This window comes from Reella acinonychis (assembly GCF_052384575.1).
Taxonomy (GTDB): domain Bacteria; phylum Pseudomonadota; class Gammaproteobacteria; order Enterobacterales; family Pasteurellaceae; genus JBQSUQ01.
On sequence record NZ_JBQSUQ010000007.1, the window covers coordinates 44297 to 64914 of the forward strand.

The window sequence follows — 20618 nt, forward strand, 5'->3', positions numbered from 1 at the left end:
TCATTTATCGTCGATTAATTCTCTCTACACTCTAACCAACGCGTGCGGGTGCCTTGGTGGTTTTTGTAGTAAATTGAACTGCTGTGGCGGGCGATTAGGTCAATGTAAGCCCCTTCAATTGGGTGGTATGAACGGTAAACTACTTCAAAGCGTGTGCCTCGGGCGTTTAAGGTTTTGTTTTCGATATGGTCGAAAGGTTGTGCTTTGCCACCGTCTAATTGGAAATAGATACCAAAATTTTCCTGTAAACGACTTTCTCTGGAGAGTGGAAAATAATTCACTAAATAAGATGTGCCACCTGTTTCAAAGTTACGGCAAAAATAGTAATAGCGTTTGTAATGGGCTGGATTTGCTAATTCTGCGTAGCTAATGTCGTCTTTTAAATAGCCTTTTTGCTTGGTTGGCTGCGTTTGCGTTTTGGTCTGCGTACAAGCAAATAGGGTAGAAATCGTTGCCGTTAGCACAATAAGTTTCAGTTTATTCATAAAATGCCGAGAAAATGAAGTTAATTTGAACGCATTATGATAGCGGAAATTTCTGTTACAAGCACTTAAAACAAACTTTGCTGACCGACTAAAAATTCAGGTTTGCTTTTTACGTCAAATCCATATTCTGCCAAATAACTTTTTAAACACTCGATATTGTAGAACGAGTGGCTTTTGGTGGTGTTTTGAAAATAGAGATAGAGTTGATCAAATTCGTTTTTGCGTTGATGAAGCAACTTCGCCAACGCTTGCATTTCTGCGTCGCTATAACGGTAGTCGTGTCGCTCTTGAGCTGATTGAGCTTTCCACCAGTTTGGGTTACGACCATGTAGGCGTAAATAGGCGGTGCGTTGATTGGCGTAAAACTGAAAGGCAGGCAAACCGATATATTGTGGATAATCCACATTGCACCAAATCAGATTTTCTTTGCCTTGAAAATAGCCTAACACCGACTGCGTATGCCAGCTCGGATGGCGAAATTCGATGGCTAAGGGATAATTTTGAAACCACGAAACCAGTTCAGCGAGATAGTAACGATTGGCGTGCGTTCGTTCAAAACTCGACGGAAATTGAATAAATAAATTCGCCAAACAATGCTGTTCTGTTAAAGGTTGCAACGCATTCAAAAAGGCTTCCGCTTGTTCTTTTGTTGCGGTGCGTTTATGGCTAAAATCTTGATGAAGCTTGACCGAAAACTGCAACTGCCCCTGAGCCTTTTCCACCATGCCCTGCAATGCCTTCGCCCCAATCGGTGCGTGAAAAGTGCTGTTGATTTCAATCGCATCATAATGCTGACTATAAATCGTCAAAAATTCCGTTTTATCCGTCCCAAAGGGATAAAGCGTACCGACTAAATCCGTATCGCTATAACGAAATAAAGTTCCGATCCCCTATGATTTAGGATAAAGCGTACCGACTAAATCCGTATCGCTATAACCGCCAGTGCCGATGTAAATATGGGGATGATGCATTTGGTTTTGTTATAAAGTGAGAAATAGAATAAGTTTAGGGGGAATTTAGAGAAATGCAAGCGGTCAGATTGTGAGTAAAATTTGCAAAATTTTATCGGTAAGTGACCGCTTGTGAGTAACATATTTAATTTAGAACACATAAATTGTATAATTTACCTTAAAAAGGAGTTCGCATGTTACAAAAGATAGTATTTAAATCAGGTTCATCTCCAGATTCAGGAAATGAATTAGAACTAGAATTAAAACCAATTACTATTTTTATTGGTCCTAATAATAGCGGCAAGTCTCAAACTTTAATTGAGATAGAAGGGCTAGTATCGAAAGGAATTAAAGAAAACTTGAAAATAATTAGACATATAGAGTTTGAGTCTTTAGACAAGAATAGATTAGAAACAGAATTTATAAATGGTCTAAGACTTCCAGAAACTATAGGGAATAGACCATTGTTTAAAGGTAATATATATATTGGAAAATATGAAAATAAGTGTCAAATTTATTTACCTGGTGTATTAGACAGTATAGATGATATTAATTCGGCTAAAGAAAACTCTGGTATATTTGATGTTTTTTCATATTATACTTTAAAGCTTGATGGGTATAACCGACTATCTTTGATAAATTCTAAATCAGCAGGAGATTTGATTGAAAAAGAAACAAATGTTTTTTCAAAGTTATTCAAGAATGATAAATTAATGGAAAAGGTAAGAGAAGTTATCTTTGATGCATTTAAAAAATATTTAGTTATAGATCCAACAAATCTCGGTAGTTTAAGATTAAGATTATCTGTAAAAGAACCTAAAAATAATATAGAAAAATCCCTTACAGAAGAAGGAATAGCTTTCCAGAAAGATGCTATCTTGGTTGAAGAATCTAGTGACGGTATAAAAGCTTTCATAGGTCTGATTATATCTATACTTGTAGATGAATCTAAAATTGTATTAATTGATGAACCTGAAGCATTTTTACACCCAACATTATCTTATAAGTTAGGTAAGGAAATATCTAGTTTTGTAGAGAATCATCAAAGATTATTTATTTCAACACATAGTGCAAATTTTTTAATGGGATGCGTACAAAATAATGTTGGAATCAATATAGTTAGATTAACTCATGACCTACAAGGGGCTACAGCTCGTGTTTTAACACAAGAAAAATTAAAACCATTAATGCAGAATCCTTTACTACGTTCAATCGGTGTATTTAATGCTCTTTTTTATAATGCTGTTGTTGTTACCGAAGCGGATGCTGACAGAGCTTTTTATCAAGAAATAAACGAGCGTTTATTACAAGCTGGAGATCCCAGAGGGATTGAAGGGTGCTTATTTCTAAATGCTCAAAATAAGCAAACTGTTTGGGATATTGTAAAACCATTAAGAGAGTTAGGAATACCTGCTGTAGGAATTGTTGATATTGATGTAATTAAAGAAGGTGGAGAAAACTGGAATAAAGTACTAAATGGGATTTTTCTACCTGAACGTAATTGTGATTCTTATAGAAAAGATAGAGAAAACTTATGTACTGCTTTTAATGCAACAGGCCAAGATTTTAAACGGAATGGTGGAATAAGTTTATTATGTAATTCTGATAAAGAATTTTGTGAAAATGTTTTTGATAATTTATTTGAGTATGGTTGTGCAGTCGTTCCTGTTGGAGAAATTGAGCAGTGGCTATCTGACCTTGATATTGAAAGAGGAAAGTCTCATTGGCTAAAGAACATCTTTGAGAAAATGGGAGATAATCCTAGCTCAAGTGGTTATATAAAGCCACAAGATGGAGATGTGTGGGATTTTATTGGAAAAATTTCTAAATGGGTTAATAATCCAAATAAAAAAGGAATTCCTGTATAAATATCGTAGTGGGGTTAAAACCCGCCACTACGATAAGGTGGGCTTATGCCCTCCATACAATCACATCTTCTCAGCCAGCGATTTCACATCCTACTTCATCGCCACACTCAACCATTTCAACATTGTCTTTTCATCCCAACCTTTGCGTTTTGCGTAGTCTAACGCTTGGTCTTCGTCAATGCGTCCTAAGGTAAAGTAGTTACTTGCAGGGTGGGAGAAGTACCAACCACATACGGAAGCGGCGGGCCACATTGCGTAGCTTTCGGTAAGTTTCATTCCAATGCGTTGTTCCACTTCCAGTAAGTCCCAGATGATTTGTTTTTCGGTATGTTCTGGGCAGCTTGGGTAGCCGGGAGCAGGGCGGATGCCGACGTATTTTTCATCAATCAAGGCCTGATTATCAAAACTTTCTTCTGAATAACCCCAAACTTTTGTGCGAAGTTCGAAGTGGAGATATTCCGCCATTGCTTCGGCTAGGCGGTCGCCTACGGCTTGCAATAAAATGGCATTGTAGTCGTCGCCTGCGGCTTTGTAGCCTTCCACTAAATCGTGTTCTTCAATGCCAGCACAGACGGCGAACATTCCGAGCCAATCCCGTTGTCCGCTTTCTCGGTCGGCAATAAAATCGCTCAAGCAGAGATTGTATGGGCTTTTGCTGTTTTTGCCGCGTTCGGTTTGTTGGCGTAAGTGGTAGCATTTGCCTGCCAATAAAGTGCGGTCAGAATTTTGATAGATTTCAATATCATCGCCAGTGCGGTAGGCTGGGAATATGCCCATAATACCGCTTGGATTGAGTTTTCCGTTTTGTTCTAATTCATCTAATACTCTTTGGGCGTCATTCCATACGCGGCGTGCTTCTTCGCCACCTTCTGGATAATCAAAGGCATCAGGGTAGCCGCCCATTAATCCCCATAGCATAAAGAATGGCGACCAGTCGATAAATTTGCGTAGGGTGGCGATAGGCACATTTTTATATTCAATAATGCCTGTTTGTTTTGGTTGCGGCACTTGATAATCTGCCCATTCGCCTGCGAACGCGTTGAAACGGTTTTTACGTGCTTCTTCAATGGCTAGCTGTTTGCGTAGCGGTTTGCGGTTTGCAAAGGCGTGCTGAATTTGCTCGTATTCTTTTTTCATCCGTTCCCATAATTCCGCTTTGGTGTCTGGGTTCATCAGCGCAGCACAAGCGGTAACAGCGCGCGAAGCATTGGTGGTGTAAACTACTTCGTGTGCATATTTCGGATAGAGTTTGATTGCGGTGTGTTCTTTCGAAGTAGTTGCACCGCCGATCATCACTGGCAAGTTTAATTTCAAGCGAGTCATTTCACTTAAGAAATATTCCATTTCATCGAGTGACGGGGTGATCAAACCACTTAATGCGATCACGTCCGCTTTTTCTCGGATTGCGGTTTCAATAATGCGATCCGCAGGCACCATTACGCCTAAGTCGATCACTTCAAAGTTGTTACATTGCATTACTACGCTGACGATATTTTTACCAATATCATGCACGTCGCCTTTTACGGTCGCAATCACCACTTTACCTGCCGATGAGCCTTTCTGTTTAGTGGCATTGATAAAAGGCTCAAGATAAGCAACCGACTGCTTCATTACACGTGCCGATTTTACCACTTGCGGTAGGAACATTTTACCGTCGCCAAACAGTTCGCCGACCACGTCCATACCGTCCATTAGCGGCCCTTCGATCACTTCTAAAGGTGTGCTAAATTTCAACCGCGCTTCTTCGGTGTCTTCAATAATGTGCGTGGTAATCCCTTTTACTAGAGCGTGTTTTAAACGTTCTTCCACTGACCAAGTACGCCATTCCGCAACGGAATTATCTTGTTCATCAGCACCTGTATTGCGGTATTTGTCGGCAATATCCAATAAGCGTTCTGTGGCGTCAGAACGGCGATTTAGCACCGCATCTTCAATCACATCGCGTAGTTCTGGGTCGAGATCATCATAAATCGCAAGTTGCCCTGCATTGACAATCCCCATATCCATTCCTTGTTTGATGGCGTGATATAGGAACACCGCGTGAATGGCTTCACGCATTGGGTTGTTACCGCGGAAAGAGAAGGATACATTCGACACACCGCCTGAAATTTTGGCGTGCGGTAAGCTACGTTTAATGCGACCTGTTGCGTTGATGAAATCGACCCCGTAGTTATTGTGTTCTTCAATGCCAGTGCCGATAGCAAAAATATTCGGGTCGAAAATAATGTCTTCAGGTGGGAAACCGACTTGATCCACTAAAATGCGGTAAGCACGCGTACAAATTTCTACTTTTCGCTCTTCGGTATCGGCCTGTCCTACTTCATCAAATGCCATTACCACAACCGCAGCACCATAACGGCGAACGAGTTTGGCTTGATGAATAAATTTTTCCTCGCCTTCTTTGAGAGAAATGGAGTTTACAATCCCTTTGCCTTGAATGGTTTGTAGTCCAGCTTCAATCACTTCCCATTTTGATGAGTCAATCATCACTGGCACTTTTGCCGCTTCAGGCTCAGTTGCCATAATATTGAGAAAACGGGTCATACATTTTTCTGAATCTAACAAGGCTTCGTCCATATTGACGTCAATCACTTGTGCCCCGTTTTCTACCTGATCGATGGCGATCTCAATGGCTTCCGCGTATTTTTCTTCTTTGATTAAACGTTTAAATTTCGCTGAACCTGTGACGTTATTACGTTCGCCCACGTTCACAAATAAGCTGTTTTCATCAATGGTTAAGGGTTCTAACCCTGATAAACGCATTGCGGTTTTAATTTCTGGCAACGGGCGTGGTTTGCAATCTTTAACCGCTTCACTGATGGTTTTAATGTGTTCAGGCGTGGTACCACAACAACCGCCGACAATATTTAAAAAGCCGCTTTCTGCCCATTCTTTCAAATGTGCCGCCATTTCCACCGCACTTAAGTCATAACCGCCAAAAGCATTTGGTAAACCTGCGTTCGGGTGAGCAGAAACATAACACTCACAGATTTTGGAGAGCTGTTCCATATATTGACGTAATTCTTTTGGACCCAGTGCACAGTTCAAGCCGAAGCTGATTGGTTTGGCGTGGCGTAACGAATTATAGAATGCTTCTGTGGTTTGCCCTGAAAGCGTACGACCTGAAGCGTCAGTAATCGTGCCTGAAATCATCACAGGCAAGGTCACACCTAATTCTTCAAATACATTTTCAATGGCGAAAATTGCCGCTTTGGCATTAAGGGTATCGAAAATGGTTTCCACTAAAATAATATCAGCTCCGCCCTCAATTAAACCTTTGGTCGCTTCAGCATAGGCATCGACCAATTGCATAAAGGTTACATTACGGAAGCCTGGATCGTTTACGTCAGGGGAAATGGATGCTGTGCGGTTGGTTGGACCTAACACACCTGCCACAAAGCGTGGCTTATCGGGCGTAGAATAGTTATCGGCAGCCAATCTCGCTAATTTTGCCCCTGCAAAATTGAGTTCATAGGCAATACTTTCCAATTCATAATCTGCCTGTGCAATGGTGGTGGAACTGAAGGTGTTGGTTTCAATAATATCTGCACCAGCCGCTAAATATTTCTCGTGAATAGCCTTGATAAGCAAAGGCTGAGTCAGGGTGAGTAAATCGTTATTGCCACGTAAATCAATGGTGCTGTCTTTAAAGCGTTCACCGCGGAAATCGGTTTCAGTGAGCTTATATTCTTGGATCATCGTCCCCATTGCACCGTCTAAAATTAAAATACGTTCAGCAAGGGCGTTATAAAGTGCGGTTGTATTTTTCAAAGTTTTTTCCTGTTATTAATTAGTTTGCATTTGCACAAAGTTGTAATGTGGTTTCTATTAATTCTCTGGCAATGGTGCCATGTTCAGGTAATTGAGGCAAAGGCTCGTTGTATTTAAACCATTTTGCTTCAACGATCTCTTCTTCTTGTACTTGAATATCGCCACTATCATAATCAGCCAAAAAACCCACCATCTGTGCGTTTGGAAATGCCCAAGGTTGACTGCCAAAATAGCGGATATTTTTAATTTTAATGCCGGATTCTTCAAACACTTCGCGTTCAACGGTTTGCTCAAAGGTTTCGCCTACTTCGACAAATCCTGCGAGCACCGTATAAAGTCCGGCTCTGCCATCGTTGTTCATATGGCGACGGTGACTTGCGAGCAAAATGCAGTCATCCTTACGTATCGCCACAATGATTGACGGGCAAATGACGGGATAAGTGCGGTGTAAACAAGAGGAATTTTTGCATTGCACCGCCCATTCATTTTGTGGCATTTCGGTTTCATGCCCACATTTGCCACAGAATTTATGCGTGTTATAAAAATGATTTAATTCAACACCGCGGTTTAAGAGATTGAATTTGCTCTTCGGTAAATTCAATAAGGAACGCAATGCAATCCAATCATATTGGGCATTGTCTTCCTCTAATAGCAAATAGAGCGGTGCATTATCCCATTCGCCAATTTTTGTGGTGAGTTTATGTTGTAATCCTAATTCTTCCGCAGTTCCAAAAGGTAAATTATGTTGTGGGAAGTAGATGTTTTGTGCTTGCGTAATAAGCCAAAAACCTTGTTTATTATCCGTTGGTTGTATCATTTTATTAATGCGCCTCGTCCCAATTTTGTCCAACGCCAACATCCACAATGAGTGGCACGCTCAGTTTGGCAGCACTTTCCATGCATGATTTGATTAATTGGCTATATTGTGCGATTTTTTCTGAACGCACTTCAAATACCAATTCATCGTGCACTTGCATAATCATATAAATATCAGGATCCTGCGCAATTTCCTTATCAATCGCAATCATGGCTTGTTTAATAATATCAGCGGCACTGCCTTGCATTGGTGCGTTGATTGCCACACGTTCTGCGGCTTTGCGACGAATTGCATTGCTCGAATTAATTTCTGGCAAATATAAACGGCGACCAAAAAGCGTTTCCACATAACCCTGTGCTTTTGCTTTTTCCTGAATATCCGTCATAAAATGCTGCACATTCGGATAGCGCTGGAAATAGAGATTCATATATTTAGTAGCATCAGCACGAGAAATGCCTAATTGGCGTGAAAGCCCAAAGGCTGACATGCCATAAATTAAACCGAAGTTAATGGCTTTCGCGCTACGGCGTTGTTCACTACTAACATCCTCTAAAGGAATACCAAAGATTTCAGCGGCAGTGGCGCGGTGAATATCTTTTCCTTCATTAAATGCTTGTGTTAAGCCTGCATCGTTGGAAAGGTGCGCCATAATTCGCAATTCAATTTGAGAATAGTCAGCGGCGATAATGCTATAACCTTCTCTTGCCACAAAGGCTTGGCGAATACGGCGACCTTCTTCATTACGAATAGGAATATTCTGTAAATTCGGATCGCTGGATGATAAGCGTCCTGTTGTGGTTACAGCCTGATGATAAGAGGTATGAACTCGTCCTGTTTTGGCATTGCACATTTGTGGCAATTTATCTGTATAAGTGGATTTGAGCTTCGCTAAACCGCGATGTTCCATTAATAATTTTGGTACTTCATGCCCTTGCTGTGCCAGTTCTTCTAATACTTCTTCGTTGGTAGAAGGTGCGCCTTTTGGCGTTTTGGCAATGACTGGTAACGCCAATTTTTCAAATAGAATTTCTTGTAACTGTTTGGTTGAAGCCAAATTAAAGGTTTCACCAGCGAGTTGATGTACTTCTTGTTCAAGTGCGGTTAAACGTTGGGCAATTTCTTGCGATTGTTGTTCAAGCGCTTGGTTATTAATCAACACGCCGTTACGTTCAATGCGAGAAAGAACTTCCACTAATGGCAATTCAATGTTTTGATAAAGCTCAACTAATTCAGCACTTTGTTCAATATCTTGCCACAAGGTTTGATGGAGTTTCATGGTAATGTCCGCATCTTCTGCGGCATATTCGGCAGCCTGTGCTAAGTCGATCTTGTCGAAAGTCAGTTGATTTTTGCCTTTACCTGCTAAAGTCTCAAAAGAAATGGTTTGATAACCTAAATAGCGCGCAGCCAAATCATCCATATTATGACGACCTGTGCTATCCAACACATAGCTTTCCAACATGGTATCAAAGGCAACTCCCTGTAATTCAATACCATTATTGGCAAAAATGGTTAAATCATATTTAATGTTTTGCCCAATTTTCTGAATGTCAGGGTTTTCTAATAAAGGTTTGAGTAAGTTTAAGCAAAGGGTTTTATCTAATTGATTTGGGCAAAGTTGCCATTGCATTTCTGTTGTTTCAGGCACTTCGTCAAATAGATCTGTTTGCTCTTGCTCAATTGCAACTTGATGAATATGTGCCAGTGGAATGTAACAGGCTTGTCCATTTTCTAAAGCGAAAGAAATGCCCACCAATTCGGCTTGCATTGGATCTAACGCATTAGTTTCCGTATCCACTGCCACAAATTTTGCTTGTTCAATTTGTGTAATCCATTGTTTTAGTTGTTCTTCTGTGCGGATGATTTGATATAAACTGCGGTCAATTTTTATGTTTTTTTTCACCGTACTTTTGTTCGTCGCACTTGATTTTGATTCTGTTGCGGCAGGGGAAATTTTAACTGCTTGTTCCGCTCCTTTGGTAACGGAACTTTCGCCCGTTAGTACTTCATTGAGCCAACGTTTAAATTCATAACGGGCAAAATATTCAATCAATAAATCTTTATTTGCTTCACCGAGCTGTAATTGTTCTGCGCTGATTTCTAATTCAACATCGGTTTTGATGGTAGCTAGTGCATAGGATAAATCTGCATCTGCTTTGGCTTCCAATAATTTATCGCCCAGCTTTTTCGCACCTCGAATGGATAAGTCAGCAACTTTGTCAATGTTAGCGTAAATTTCAGCCATTGAACCAATGCCTTGTAATAGTCCAAGTGCTGTTTTTTCACCTACGCCAGCTACGCCAGGAATATTGTCTGCACTATCGCCCATTAATGCCAAATAGTCGATAATTAATTCTGGTGGAATGCCATATTTATCCATTACACCTTGACGATCCAACAGGCTATTATTCATGGTGTTGATAAGCATAATATTGTCATCAACTAATTGCGCCATGTCTTTATCGCCTGTTGAGATGAGGACTTTTTTACCCGCCCGAGACGCTTCAACCGCAAGGGTACCAATCACATCATCTGCTTCAACGCCTTCAATGGAAAGCAATGGAATACCTAAAGCACGAATAATATCGTGTAAAGGTTGAATTTGGCTGCGTAATTCATCGGGCATAGGGGGGCGATGAGATTTGTATTGCTCAAACATTTCGTCCCGAAAGGTTTTCCCTTTGGCATCAAAAACCACTGCAATATGGCTTGGTTGCACCTGTGCAATCAGGCTTTTTAGCATATTGAGTACGCCATACATGGCACCCGTTGGCTCGCCTTGGGTATTGGTTAATGGGGGAAATGCGTGGAATGCACGATATAAATAGGAAGAACCGTCCACTAATACCAGTGGGTTTTCAGCAATTTGCGTCATTGTATTTCTCTTGAACAACTAATCTTGGACGCTATTATAGCTGAATTTCCATAAAAAAGTGCGGTGTAAAAACGTGCAATTTTTCCACCGCACTTTTAGGTTTTCAGTAATTAGTCACAGATGACTTTGATGGCTAAGCCACCTTGTGATGTTTCGCGGTATTTGGCATTCATATCTTTGCCAGTTTCATACATGGTTTCGATCACTTTATCCAAGGTTACGCGAGGGTTTGTGGTGCGGCGCAACGCCATGCGGCTTGCATTGATGGCTTTTACTGAGGCAATCGCATTACGTTCAATACAAGGCACCTGAACTTGACCGCCAACGGGATCGCAAGTTAAACCTAGGTTATGCTCCATGGCAATTTCCGCCGCAATACAAACTTGTTCTGGACTTGCCCCTAAAATTTCGGCTAAACCAGCTGCTGCCATAGAACAGGCAACGCCTACTTCGCCTTGGCAACCGACTTCAGCACCAGAAATAGACGCATTCATTTTGTATAATGCCCCCACCATGCCACAGGCTAATAAATAGCGTTCAATAATTTCTTGATCCAATGGCGAGACGAATTTTTCATAGTAAGACAATACAGCAGGAATAATACCACAAGCACCGTTTGTTGGCGCGGTTACTACACGTCCACCTGCTGCATTTTCCTCATTCACCGCTAAAGCATACATATTGACCCAGTCAATAACACGCATTGGATCGGTGGTTAAGTTTGTGTTGGCTTGTAGCATACGATAGAGTGTAGCTGCACGTCTTGGTACCTTTAATGGCCCTGGTAATAACCCTTCAGTATGTAAACCACGATCAATACAAGCTTGCATGGTTTGCCACACCAATAATAAATGTTTTTGTGTTGCTTCTTTGCCATTTAAGGCGATTTCATTTTCCATCATCACAGTGGAAAGCGCTAAACCATTGTCTTTACAATGTCTTAGAATATCAGCCGCACTTTTGAATGGATAAGGTACTGGTGTGACAGTTTCTTGTTCTTGTCCAAAATGTGCTTCATCTACAATAAAACCACCACCAATAGAATAGTAGGTTTGTTGGTAAAGGGGGGCACTTTCATCATCAAGTGCGGTGATTTTCATGCCATTTTCATGTAAGGATAAGAAACTTTGATGAAAGACCATATTGGTATCAAAGTTAAAATCAACGATTTTCTCACCCTGTGCAATGGGTAAATGTGCAGTTTGTTTTAATTCCTGAATAAATTTAGGAATTAATTCAATATCTACATCATGAGGCAAATAGCCTGCTAATCCCATAATAATCGCAGTATCTGTGTTATGGCCACGTCCAGTCATAGAAAGTGAACCATATACATCAACATGAAGTCTGCTTGTTTTTTCTAATAGATGTTGGGTGATTAAATCATCTACAAATTGTTTGCCCGCTTTCATTGGACCTACAGTGTGTGAGCTAGAAGGTCCAATGCCCACTTTAAACATATCAAATACACTAATCATTTTATTCTTCTCAAATTTAGAAAATCCTTTATGGCCAATTTACTAGCAATAAAGGAAAAATGGCATTTTAAATGAAATTTAAAAATAATCCATAAACAACTGCAGAGATTGCGATTAAACCTATCGAGGTATTGAATGAACTAAAATAGGAATGGTCATTTAAAAATATTTTGAGAAAATTTGCATCATTTTTGACAGGCTAGCATAAGCTAGCCTGCTTTGATGTGGTTATAGAAGGATTAAAGACAACACATAAACGGTTAACATACCCACGATACCCATGATAAATGTGAGCGTTGTTTGTGTACGATAACCTTGTTGCGGTGTCATTTTGGTGAAGTTAGTGACTACCCAATAATAGCTGTCGTTTGCATGGGAAACGCACATTGCACCAGCAGAAATCGCCATAACACAAAGAGCTGCAGCAATCTCGTTAGTGAAGCCTAACACAGCCATTAAAGAGTCGCCCGCATTAAACATACCCATAATGGAGGCTGTGGTGATAATTGCAACAGTTGAGCTGCCTTGCGCTGTTTTTAAGATTGCTGAAATTAAGAATGGGAAGAAAATACCTGCCATACTAATAATATGCGCGTTTTGTTTAATATATTCTACAAAGCCTGCTTCAGTAATCACTTTACCTAATACACCACCAGCAGCAGTAATAAAGAGGATTGGACCTACTGTTTTTAGCGTCTCGTTGGTTAAATCGCCAAAATCTGCCATTTTGCCAGTGCTAATTAGTAAGAATACAGAGAAAATCACACCAATTGCTAAAGCAATAATTGGATTTCCTAAGAATAACATGATGTTACCAAAGCCACCCTCAATGCCCATGATTTTGGTAATAGAACCTAAGGCCATAAAGATAATTGGCATAAGAATTGGCGCTAAGCTTAGAAAACCACTTGGTAATTTTCCATATTGCTTGAGCAGTTCGTCATAGCTTTTATTGATAACAGCATCTGCTTCTGATTCATCAATATTAACTTTACCGCCAATATATTTCGCAAATAAATAAGAAGCTAGAAGTACAGGAATTGACACAACCACACCCATTAAAATAACAAGTAATAGTTGAGAACCTAAACCCAATGCGCCTGCGGCTGCAATTGGCCCTGGTGTTGGTGGAATAAATACGTGAGCAGCATAAAGACCCGCACTTAGTGCAACAGCCATGCCAACAGGATTGGCAGCGATTTTTTTACGTAATGCTTCACGAATTGGGTTTAAAACAACGAAACCACTATCACAGAATACGGGAATACCAACAACCCAACCCATAATTAACATAGCTAATTCAGGACGTTTTTGCCCCACTAATTTAACTATGATATCAGCAAGTTTTAAGGCTGCCCCTGTTTTTTCTAGAACTGTACCAATAATGGCACCAAAGATAATTACAATCCCAATACTTTTAAAGGTACCACTAAAACCATTCCCTACAATACCTGGGATTTTATTGAGATCAATACCTGCACTTAATGCCAGTGCTAAAGAAATCGTCATTAATGCAAGAAATGGATGGACTTTTAATTTTGAAATCATCCATATCATAATAATGATGGCGATAATAAAGCCAATGATAAGCGTCATTCCACTCATAGTTATCTCCTTAATTGAAATAAAATCAAAGATATCCTAGCAGAATTACTATAAAGAAAAGGAGAGTTAGATCACAATTCTAAAAAATGGATGTAGAAAGTTATTTGTTATGTCGTTTTCTTTTTGAAAAGAAAAAGCCTTGGGATTTCCCAAGGCTTATATTCATTGCGATCTTAGAATTATTCGCCAAGACGCTCTTTGATACGTGCAGATTTACCTGAACGCTCACGTAAGTAGTAAAGTTTCGCTTTACGTACCGCACCTTTACGTTTAACGCTGATGCTATCAATGATTGGAGAGTGAGTTTGGAAAACACGCTCAACACCAACACCGTTTGACATTTTACGTAACGTAAATGCACTGTGCAAGCCGCGGTTACGAATTGCGATAACCACGCCTTCGAATGCTTGCAGACGACGTTTAGAACCTTCTACTACCCATACTTTAACTTCTAATGTGTCACCAGGACGGAAGCTAGGTACGTTTTGTTTTAATTGTTCTTGTTCAAGTTGTTTAATAATGTTGCTCATTTTTTAAACCTTTTTTACTAGATTAAACTGATATTAACTGTTTTCTGCTTTAATTTGCTTTAACAGTTTCTTTTGTTCGTCAGTCAGAGCTAGTTTTTCCAGTAGCTCAGGGCGTCTTAACCAAGTTCGTTCTAGGGATTGTTTCAATCGCCACTTTCGAATTTCTTCATGGTTACCCGACATCAGCACAGGTGGCACTGCTAAGCCATCTAACATTTCAGGGCGAGTATAATGCGGACAATCTAATAAACCAACAGCAAATGAATCTTCATCCGCTGAGGCTTGTTTGCCTAATACCCCAGGAATAAATCTTGCAACAGCATCAATTAACGTCATTGCAGGAAGTTCCCCACCAGTTAGAACATAATCACCGATTGACCATTCTTCATCAATTTCTGTTTGAATCAACCGCTCATCAATGCCTTCGTAACGTCCACACACTAAAATGATTTTTTCATTTTGTGAGAGTTCTTTTACACCAGCTTGCTCTAACTTACGTCCTTGAGGAGAAAGATAAATTACCTTAACTCCCTCTCCTGCTTCTTGTTTTGCTAATTGAATTGCATCCCGTAAAGGTTGCACCATCATCAGCATTCCAGGACCACCGCCATAAGGGCGATCATCAACGGTTCTATGTTTATCAAAGGTAAAATCCCTTGGATTATAGCACCGCACTTGCAGAAGATTATGTTTAACAGCTCGGCCCGTCACCCCAAATTCTGTAATTGCTTTAAACATTTCTGGGAAAAGACTAATAATCCCAATCCACATAGTTAATCCTTTGTGTCAAAATGTTACTACTCAAAGCGCAACAGCATACCTGAGATTAGAAACCAGCGTCCCAATCCACTTCAATAGTCTTAGTGGTGAGATCTACTCTTTTAACTACTTGTTCATACAAAAACGGAATTAACCGTTCTTGTTTGCCAAAAGCATCTTTGGCGCTTGCGCGAACTACCAACACATCATTAGAACCTGTTTCCATCATTTCAGATACAGTGCCCATGTTGTAACCTTCTAAATTAACGACTTGGCAGCCAATTAAATCATGCCAATAAAAATCGCCTTCTTCTAGCTCAGGAAATACGGATAAATCCACGCCAATTTCTACATTGGCAAGGGTTTGTGCCGTTTCACGATCATTAATATTTTTTAATTTAACAATAAGTTCGTGATTATGATGTTTCCAGCTTTCTAATTCAGTTGGTTGCCATTGTCCTTTAATTTTTAAGAACCAAGGCTGATAGTCAAAGATACTTTCTGCGTATTCTGTTGATGAATAAATACGTAACCAACCACGAATACCATAAGTTGAACCTAATTTGCCAACTACTTCAATTCTTTGTTGTTCCATATTATCCACCTATCTAAATGCTCAAATCGCTAGCAATTATGCTGCTTTTTTCGCTTCTTTCACTAATACGCTAACACGATCAGAAAGGCTTGCACCTTTTTCTAACCATGCATTAACACGATCTAAATCTAAACGTAAACGTTCAGCTTTACCTGTTGCTAATGGGTTGAAAAAACCTACGCGCTCAATGAAACGACCGTCACGTGGTGAACGGCTGTCAGCAACAACGATTTGATAAAATGGGCGTTTTTTAGCTCCGCCACGAGATAAACGAATGGTTACCATAACCTTCCTCTAAGTGTTTAATAATAAAAGAAAACCTGCATCGAAGGAGCAGGAATGCTTACTTTTTTCTCTGTATATATAGACAAAAAGCCTGAAAATTATACATTTTTTTATTAGAAAAGCAAGGTTTATCTTATGATTGCCTTTTGTTAGAATGAATCACTTAAATTGATTAAGGTTACTTTTCATTATGCAAAATTTACTTGTTATCCGAAATGATAAATTAGGTGATTTCATCCTGATTTTTCCTGCATTAGCATTAATCAAACAATCCACACCTCATATTAAAATTACCGCATTGGTGCCAAAATATACCGCACCTTTAGCGGAAATTTGCCCTTACATTGATGACATCATTATTGATGCAACGGATAAGAAAAACTCAACCGAATTTAACCGCACTTTACAGCAAATTAAACAAGCAAAATTTGATGCGGTGATTAGCTTTGTTTCTGATTGGTATAATGCCAAATTAACTTGGCAATCTGGCATTTCGTATCGTTTGGCGCCCGCCACCAAATTATTTCAATTTTTATATAATCAGCGTTTAACGCAACGTCGTTCCCGCTCTGAAAAAGCCGAATTTGCATACAATATGGATTTGGCGCGTCAATTTTTACAAGATCATCATTTTGAAGTGAAAGATGTTCAACCACCTTATTTGCAGCTTGAACAAAGTGCGGTGCAAAAACAGAAAGTTTTATTATCTGAGCAATTGGGACTGGATAAAGATAAAAAATGGTTATTTGTACATAGCGGAACCGGTGGCTCTGCCAATAATTTGTCTTTATCACAATATGCTGAGCTCATTCAAGGCATTTTAGGAGGTTTTGATTGCCAAGTTGTGCTAACCGCTGGGCCAAATGAAAGCGAAAAAGCACAACAATTAGCAACATTGGTTAATCATAAAAATGTGGTGGTTTATGATCAAAATAACGGGTTAGTGGATTTTACGCATTCCCTTGCTTGTGCTGATTTATTTATTGCTGGCTCAACAGGGCCTTTACATGTTTGTGGCGCTTTAAATGTGGCGACCATTGGTTTTTATCCAAGCCGTCTATCTGCTATTCCTCGCCGCTGGCAGCCGATTAATGCACCAGATAAGCACATTGCCTTCTGCCCACCGTTTAAAAAAGAAGTGGAAAAGAATTTACATGTGATTTCCATTAAAGACTGCTTAGTGGATATTTTGCCGTTTATTGAGCGTCAATGGCATTAAAAAAGTGCGGTGAAAAAGACCGCACTTTTGTTCTATTCAATAAAGATTATTTATTTTTACCTTCTTCATACAACCACTCAGCAACCTGTTTCGCAAAGTAGGTCAGAATACCATCAGCACCTGCACGTTTGAAGCAGAGCAATCCTTCCATGATACATTCTTTCTCTTTTAACCAACCATTTTGAATGGCTGCCCAGTGCATAGCATATTCACCTGAAACTTGATAAGCAAAGGTTGGCACACCAAATTGGTGTTTTACGCGATAGACCATATCTAAATAAGGCATGCCAGGTTTAACCATCACCATATCCGCGCCTTCTTCAATATCTAACGCCACTTCTTGTAAGCCCTCGTTACTGTTAGCTGGATCAAGTTGATAAGTCTTTTTATCCCCACCTTTTAGATTAGCTGCTGATCCGACTGCATCGCGGAATGGACCATAATAATTTGAGGCATATTTTGCCGCATAAGCCATAATTAAGGTGTTGATAAAGCCCTGCTGCTCAAGTGCGGTGCGAATTTTGCCAATTCTACCATCCATCATATCACTTGGTGCCACAATATCGGCGCCAGCCTCTGCGTGTGAAAGTGCTTGTTTGACCAAAATATCGCTAGTGATTTCATTTAATACATAGCCTTCGTCATCGATAATGCCATCTTGTCCATGCACTGTGTAAGGATCAAGCGCTACATCAGTGAGTACGCCTAATTCGGGATAAGCAGTCTTCAATGCTTTAACCGCACGCTGTACTAAACCATTGGGATTATAGGCTTCTTCTGCCATTAGGGATTTTTTGTCTTGCTCAATCACAGGGAATAATGCAATAACAGGTACGCCATATTTCACTAATAACCCGGCTTCGATCAGCAATTGATCAAGAGTGAGACGCTCCACTTTTGGCATTGAAGGTACAAGCTCGCGATGATTTTCGCCTTCCATAATAAAGACGGGATAGATTAAATCATCTACGGTTAATTTATTCTCTGACATTAAACGGCGGCTAAAATCATGTTTACGCATACGGCGTAAACGACGAGCAGGATAGCCTGTGAAAATTTGTTGAGTCATGTTGTTTCCTTTTATCAAAAATGCACAAAGGGGCATTGCCCCTTTTCTTTTTATTCACTTTGTTCTTCTTCATCCTCTTTCGGACGATAAAATCTAGCGCAGAGAATGCCTACTTCAAATAATAAGCACATTGGAATGGCTAATAATGTTTGCGAAAAAATATCAGGAGGGGTGAGCAACATCCCAATCACAAAGGCGGCAACGATAATATAAGGTCGTTTTGCTTTGAGATCTTCAGGTGTGGTAATGCCTGTCCAACAGAGTAAAATAATCGCCACAGGCACTTCGAAACAAATACCAAATGCAAGGAAGAGGGTTAACACAAAATCGAGGTAGCTGCTAATATCCGTCGCCATCGCAACACCTTCTGGCGTGGTATTAGTTAAGAAACTAAATACCAATGGGAATACCACATAATAGGCAAAAGCTACACCTGTGTAGAACAAAATCGTGCTAGACACTAACAATGGGTACACTAAGCGTTTTTCGTGGTTATACAATGCTGGTGCTACAAATGCCCAAAGTTGATAGAGCAAATAAGGCACAGAAATAAAAATCGCGGCAATTCCTGTTAATTTAATCGGTGTGAAAAATGGTGCTGCGACATTGGTCGCAATCATGGTAGAGCCCGCCGGCATAGCATTGAGTAACGGGGTGGAAATGATATGGTAAATATCATTAGCAAAATAAACTAATGCACAGAACACCACTAAAATGCAAATAACGCCACGTAATAAACGGTTGCGTAATTCAACTAAATGAGAAATTAAGGGTTGAGTTTCTTCTACTTTACTCATGAGATTTATGCATTATATTTGCTATTGGTTGAGGGTTGCTGATCATCAAGTGGATGATATTGCTCCATATATTTCGCTAATTGCGCATCAAGATCCACTTCATCTTCAATATTGTTCTGCGCTTCCTCTGGCGTTGAGTCATGAAGTGCGGTTAAATTTTCTGAATTTTTTACCGCACTTTCGGTTGGCTTTTCAGTTTGTTGCGCAACATCAATGGCTTTTTTTTGGGTTTGTTGGAAGTTTGCTTCCCTTACATCTTTAATTTGTTCTTGTAAGGATTTATTGGCGTCCGCAGCTTGTTTATCTAAATCGGCTTTCATTTTTTGCGCCGATTCTTTCAGTTCTTCCACTGTTTTAGCCAAATCAGGCGACAAGGTCTTCAAATTAAGATGTTCTGCTTTTTTAATGCTTTCTTGTAGTTCTTGTAATTTTAGTTCTTGACTCAGTTCATTTTGAACATTAGCCGCTAATCCTCGAATAGTGCGCACCCATTTCATTACGGTTCTAATGGCAACAGGCATACGTTGAGGACCTAGCACTACTAGACCCACAATAAAGATTAAAATTAATTCAGAAAAACCAATATCAAACACAGATTAAGCCTGTTCTTTTTCTTTTGCCTTTTCCGCTGAAGTACCTTCAGGGGTTTCTAATGATTTAAATTCAGCGTCTTTTGGCTCATCTTCTGCCATTGCTTTTTTGAAACCTTTGACTGATGCACCTAAATCAGAACCTAGGGTACGTAATTTTTTCGTTCCAAATAATACAACAACGATTAAAAGAATAATCAGAATTTGCCAAATACTTACTCCGCCCATAGTTTTTCCTTATTTTGAGTTAATGATAAAAACAGTGAGAATATACCGTTTTTAGCCTTTTTGAACAATAGCCAAAAGGAATTATTTTGTCTAACTATGCTATAATCTGGGCAATTTATGTTAGGAAATAAAGTAAAAATGGCTAAATCAAATTACATCACGCGTTCAGGTTGGAATGCCTTGGATCAAGAATTGAAGTATCTTTGGAAAGAAGAACGACCAAAAGTCACGCAGGCTGTATCGGATGCGGCAGCCTTAGGTGATCGCAGTGAAAATGCGGAATATATTTATGGTAAGCGCCGTTTGCGTGAAATTGATCGCCGAGTTCGTTTTCTAATGAAACGCTTGGAAGTGCTACAAATTGTGGATTATAGCCCTAAGCAAGAAGGCAAAGTGTTTTTTGGCGCCTGGGTTGAATTGGAAACAGAACAGGGCGAATTAAAGCAATATCGCATTGTCGGTTGTGATGAGTTTGATCCTGCGAAAAACTGGATTTCTATTGATTCACCAGTGGCGCGCGCTTTAATTGGTAAGCAAGTGGATGACGATATCTCTGTTGAAACGCCTTCAGGGAAAATGACTTTTTATGTCAATCGTATTTGGTATGAAACCACATAAAAATCGACCGCACTTTTCAGCCCCCACTTTCAGATAAAGTGGCTTGATTCGCCACTTTCTTTTTATAAGCAAACATATT

Annotated in this window: 18 protein-coding genes; 3 read left to right on the forward strand and 15 right to left on the reverse strand. The window is 39.8% G+C overall.

The window, feature by feature from the left end; genetic code table 11:
- Positions 1–14: 14 nt before the first annotated feature.
- Together ACT2CV_RS03985 and ACT2CV_RS03990 are read right to left on the reverse strand one after the other, a co-directional pair.
- Positions 15–485, reverse strand: a complete 471-nt coding sequence (locus ACT2CV_RS03985; RefSeq protein ID WP_464973503.1) for a hypothetical protein — start codon at positions 483–485, stop codon at positions 15–17.
- A 65-nt stretch (positions 486–550) separates the two neighbouring features.
- Entirely contained in the window at positions 551–1372 is an 822-nt protein-coding gene (locus ACT2CV_RS03990; protein WP_464973981.1) for a DUF72 domain-containing protein, read from the reverse strand.
- A 257-nt stretch (positions 1373–1629) separates the two neighbouring features.
- Between ACT2CV_RS03990 and ACT2CV_RS03995 the strand changes: the two genes are divergently transcribed.
- Positions 1630–3303, forward strand: coding sequence for an ATP-dependent nuclease (locus ACT2CV_RS03995; RefSeq protein WP_464973504.1), 1674 nt, complete (start codon positions 1630–1632; stop codon positions 3301–3303).
- 90 nt (positions 3304–3393) lie between these two features.
- Here ACT2CV_RS03995 and metH read toward each other — a convergent pair whose 3' ends face one another.
- The 9 genes from metH to rpsP form a co-directional block, all read right to left on the reverse strand.
- Positions 3394–7074 (reverse strand): methionine synthase, encoded by a 3681-nt coding sequence (metH, locus tag ACT2CV_RS04000; protein ID WP_464973505.1) that lies wholly within the window; start codon positions 7072–7074, stop codon positions 3394–3396.
- Between the two features lie 19 nt (positions 7075–7093).
- Complete coding sequence (gene nudC, locus ACT2CV_RS04005; RefSeq protein WP_464973506.1) at positions 7094–7891, reverse strand: NAD(+) diphosphatase; 798 nt, start codon at positions 7889–7891, stop codon at positions 7094–7096.
- A gap of 4 nt (positions 7892–7895) precedes the next feature.
- Positions 7896–10766, reverse strand: coding sequence for a DNA polymerase I (gene polA / locus ACT2CV_RS04010; protein WP_464973507.1), 2871 nt, complete (start codon positions 10764–10766; stop codon positions 7896–7898).
- A 110-nt stretch (positions 10767–10876) separates the two neighbouring features.
- Positions 10877–12244 (reverse strand): L-serine ammonia-lyase, encoded by a 1368-nt coding sequence (locus ACT2CV_RS04015; protein WP_464973508.1) that lies wholly within the window; start codon positions 12242–12244, stop codon positions 10877–10879.
- 228 nt (positions 12245–12472) lie between these two features.
- Positions 12473–13849, reverse strand: coding sequence for a GntP family permease (locus ACT2CV_RS04020; RefSeq protein ID WP_464973509.1), 1377 nt, complete (start codon positions 13847–13849; stop codon positions 12473–12475).
- A gap of 179 nt (positions 13850–14028) precedes the next feature.
- On the reverse strand, positions 14029–14379 hold the full coding sequence (gene rplS / locus ACT2CV_RS04025) for a 50S ribosomal protein L19 (RefSeq protein WP_464973510.1): 351 nt from the start codon (positions 14377–14379) through the stop codon (positions 14029–14031).
- Between the two features lie 33 nt (positions 14380–14412).
- Positions 14413–15150 carry a tRNA (guanosine(37)-N1)-methyltransferase TrmD gene (gene trmD, locus ACT2CV_RS04030; protein WP_464973511.1) on the reverse strand — a complete coding sequence of 246 codons (738 nt, stop codon included), beginning with the start codon at positions 15148–15150 and terminating at the stop codon, positions 14413–14415.
- Positions 15151–15205: 55 nt separating this feature from the next.
- Complete coding sequence (gene rimM, locus ACT2CV_RS04035; protein ID WP_464973512.1) at positions 15206–15733, reverse strand: ribosome maturation factor RimM; 528 nt, start codon at positions 15731–15733, stop codon at positions 15206–15208.
- A gap of 36 nt (positions 15734–15769) precedes the next feature.
- Positions 15770–16018, reverse strand: coding sequence for a 30S ribosomal protein S16 (gene rpsP, locus ACT2CV_RS04040; protein WP_464973513.1), 249 nt, complete (start codon positions 16016–16018; stop codon positions 15770–15772).
- Positions 16019–16208: 190 nt separating this feature from the next.
- On the opposite strand from rpsP, the gene ACT2CV_RS04045 reads away from it, so the two are divergent.
- Positions 16209–17237 carry a glycosyltransferase family 9 protein gene (locus tag ACT2CV_RS04045; protein ID WP_464973514.1) on the forward strand — a complete coding sequence of 343 codons (1029 nt, stop codon included), beginning with the start codon at positions 16209–16211 and terminating at the stop codon, positions 17235–17237.
- A gap of 46 nt (positions 17238–17283) precedes the next feature.
- Here ACT2CV_RS04045 and hemB read toward each other — a convergent pair whose 3' ends face one another.
- Genes hemB through tatA form a run of 4 tightly spaced genes read right to left on the reverse strand, consistent with a single transcriptional unit; the run spans position 17284 to position 19921 of the window.
- Complete coding sequence (gene hemB / locus ACT2CV_RS04050; RefSeq protein ID WP_464973515.1) at positions 17284–18306, reverse strand: porphobilinogen synthase; 1023 nt, start codon at positions 18304–18306, stop codon at positions 17284–17286.
- A 50-nt stretch (positions 18307–18356) separates the two neighbouring features.
- The gene (gene tatC / locus ACT2CV_RS04055) at positions 18357–19103 is read right to left on the reverse strand and encodes a twin-arginine translocase subunit TatC (protein ID WP_464973516.1); all 747 of its coding nucleotides are present in this window, start codon (positions 19101–19103) and stop codon (positions 18357–18359) included.
- 5 nt (positions 19104–19108) lie between these two features.
- Entirely contained in the window at positions 19109–19696 is a 588-nt protein-coding gene (gene tatB, locus ACT2CV_RS04060; RefSeq protein ID WP_464973517.1) for a Sec-independent protein translocase protein TatB, read from the reverse strand.
- Positions 19697–19699: 3 nt separating this feature from the next.
- Entirely contained in the window at positions 19700–19921 is a 222-nt protein-coding gene (gene tatA, locus ACT2CV_RS04065) for a Sec-independent protein translocase subunit TatA (RefSeq protein ID WP_464973518.1), read from the reverse strand.
- 138 nt (positions 19922–20059) lie between these two features.
- Here tatA and greB point away from each other — a divergent pair, with 138 nt between their 5' ends.
- A complete protein-coding gene (greB, locus tag ACT2CV_RS04070; RefSeq protein ID WP_464973519.1) occupies positions 20060–20539 on the forward strand; it encodes a transcription elongation factor GreB in 480 nt (159 codons plus the stop codon).
- Positions 20540–20618: the final 79 nt, after the last annotated feature.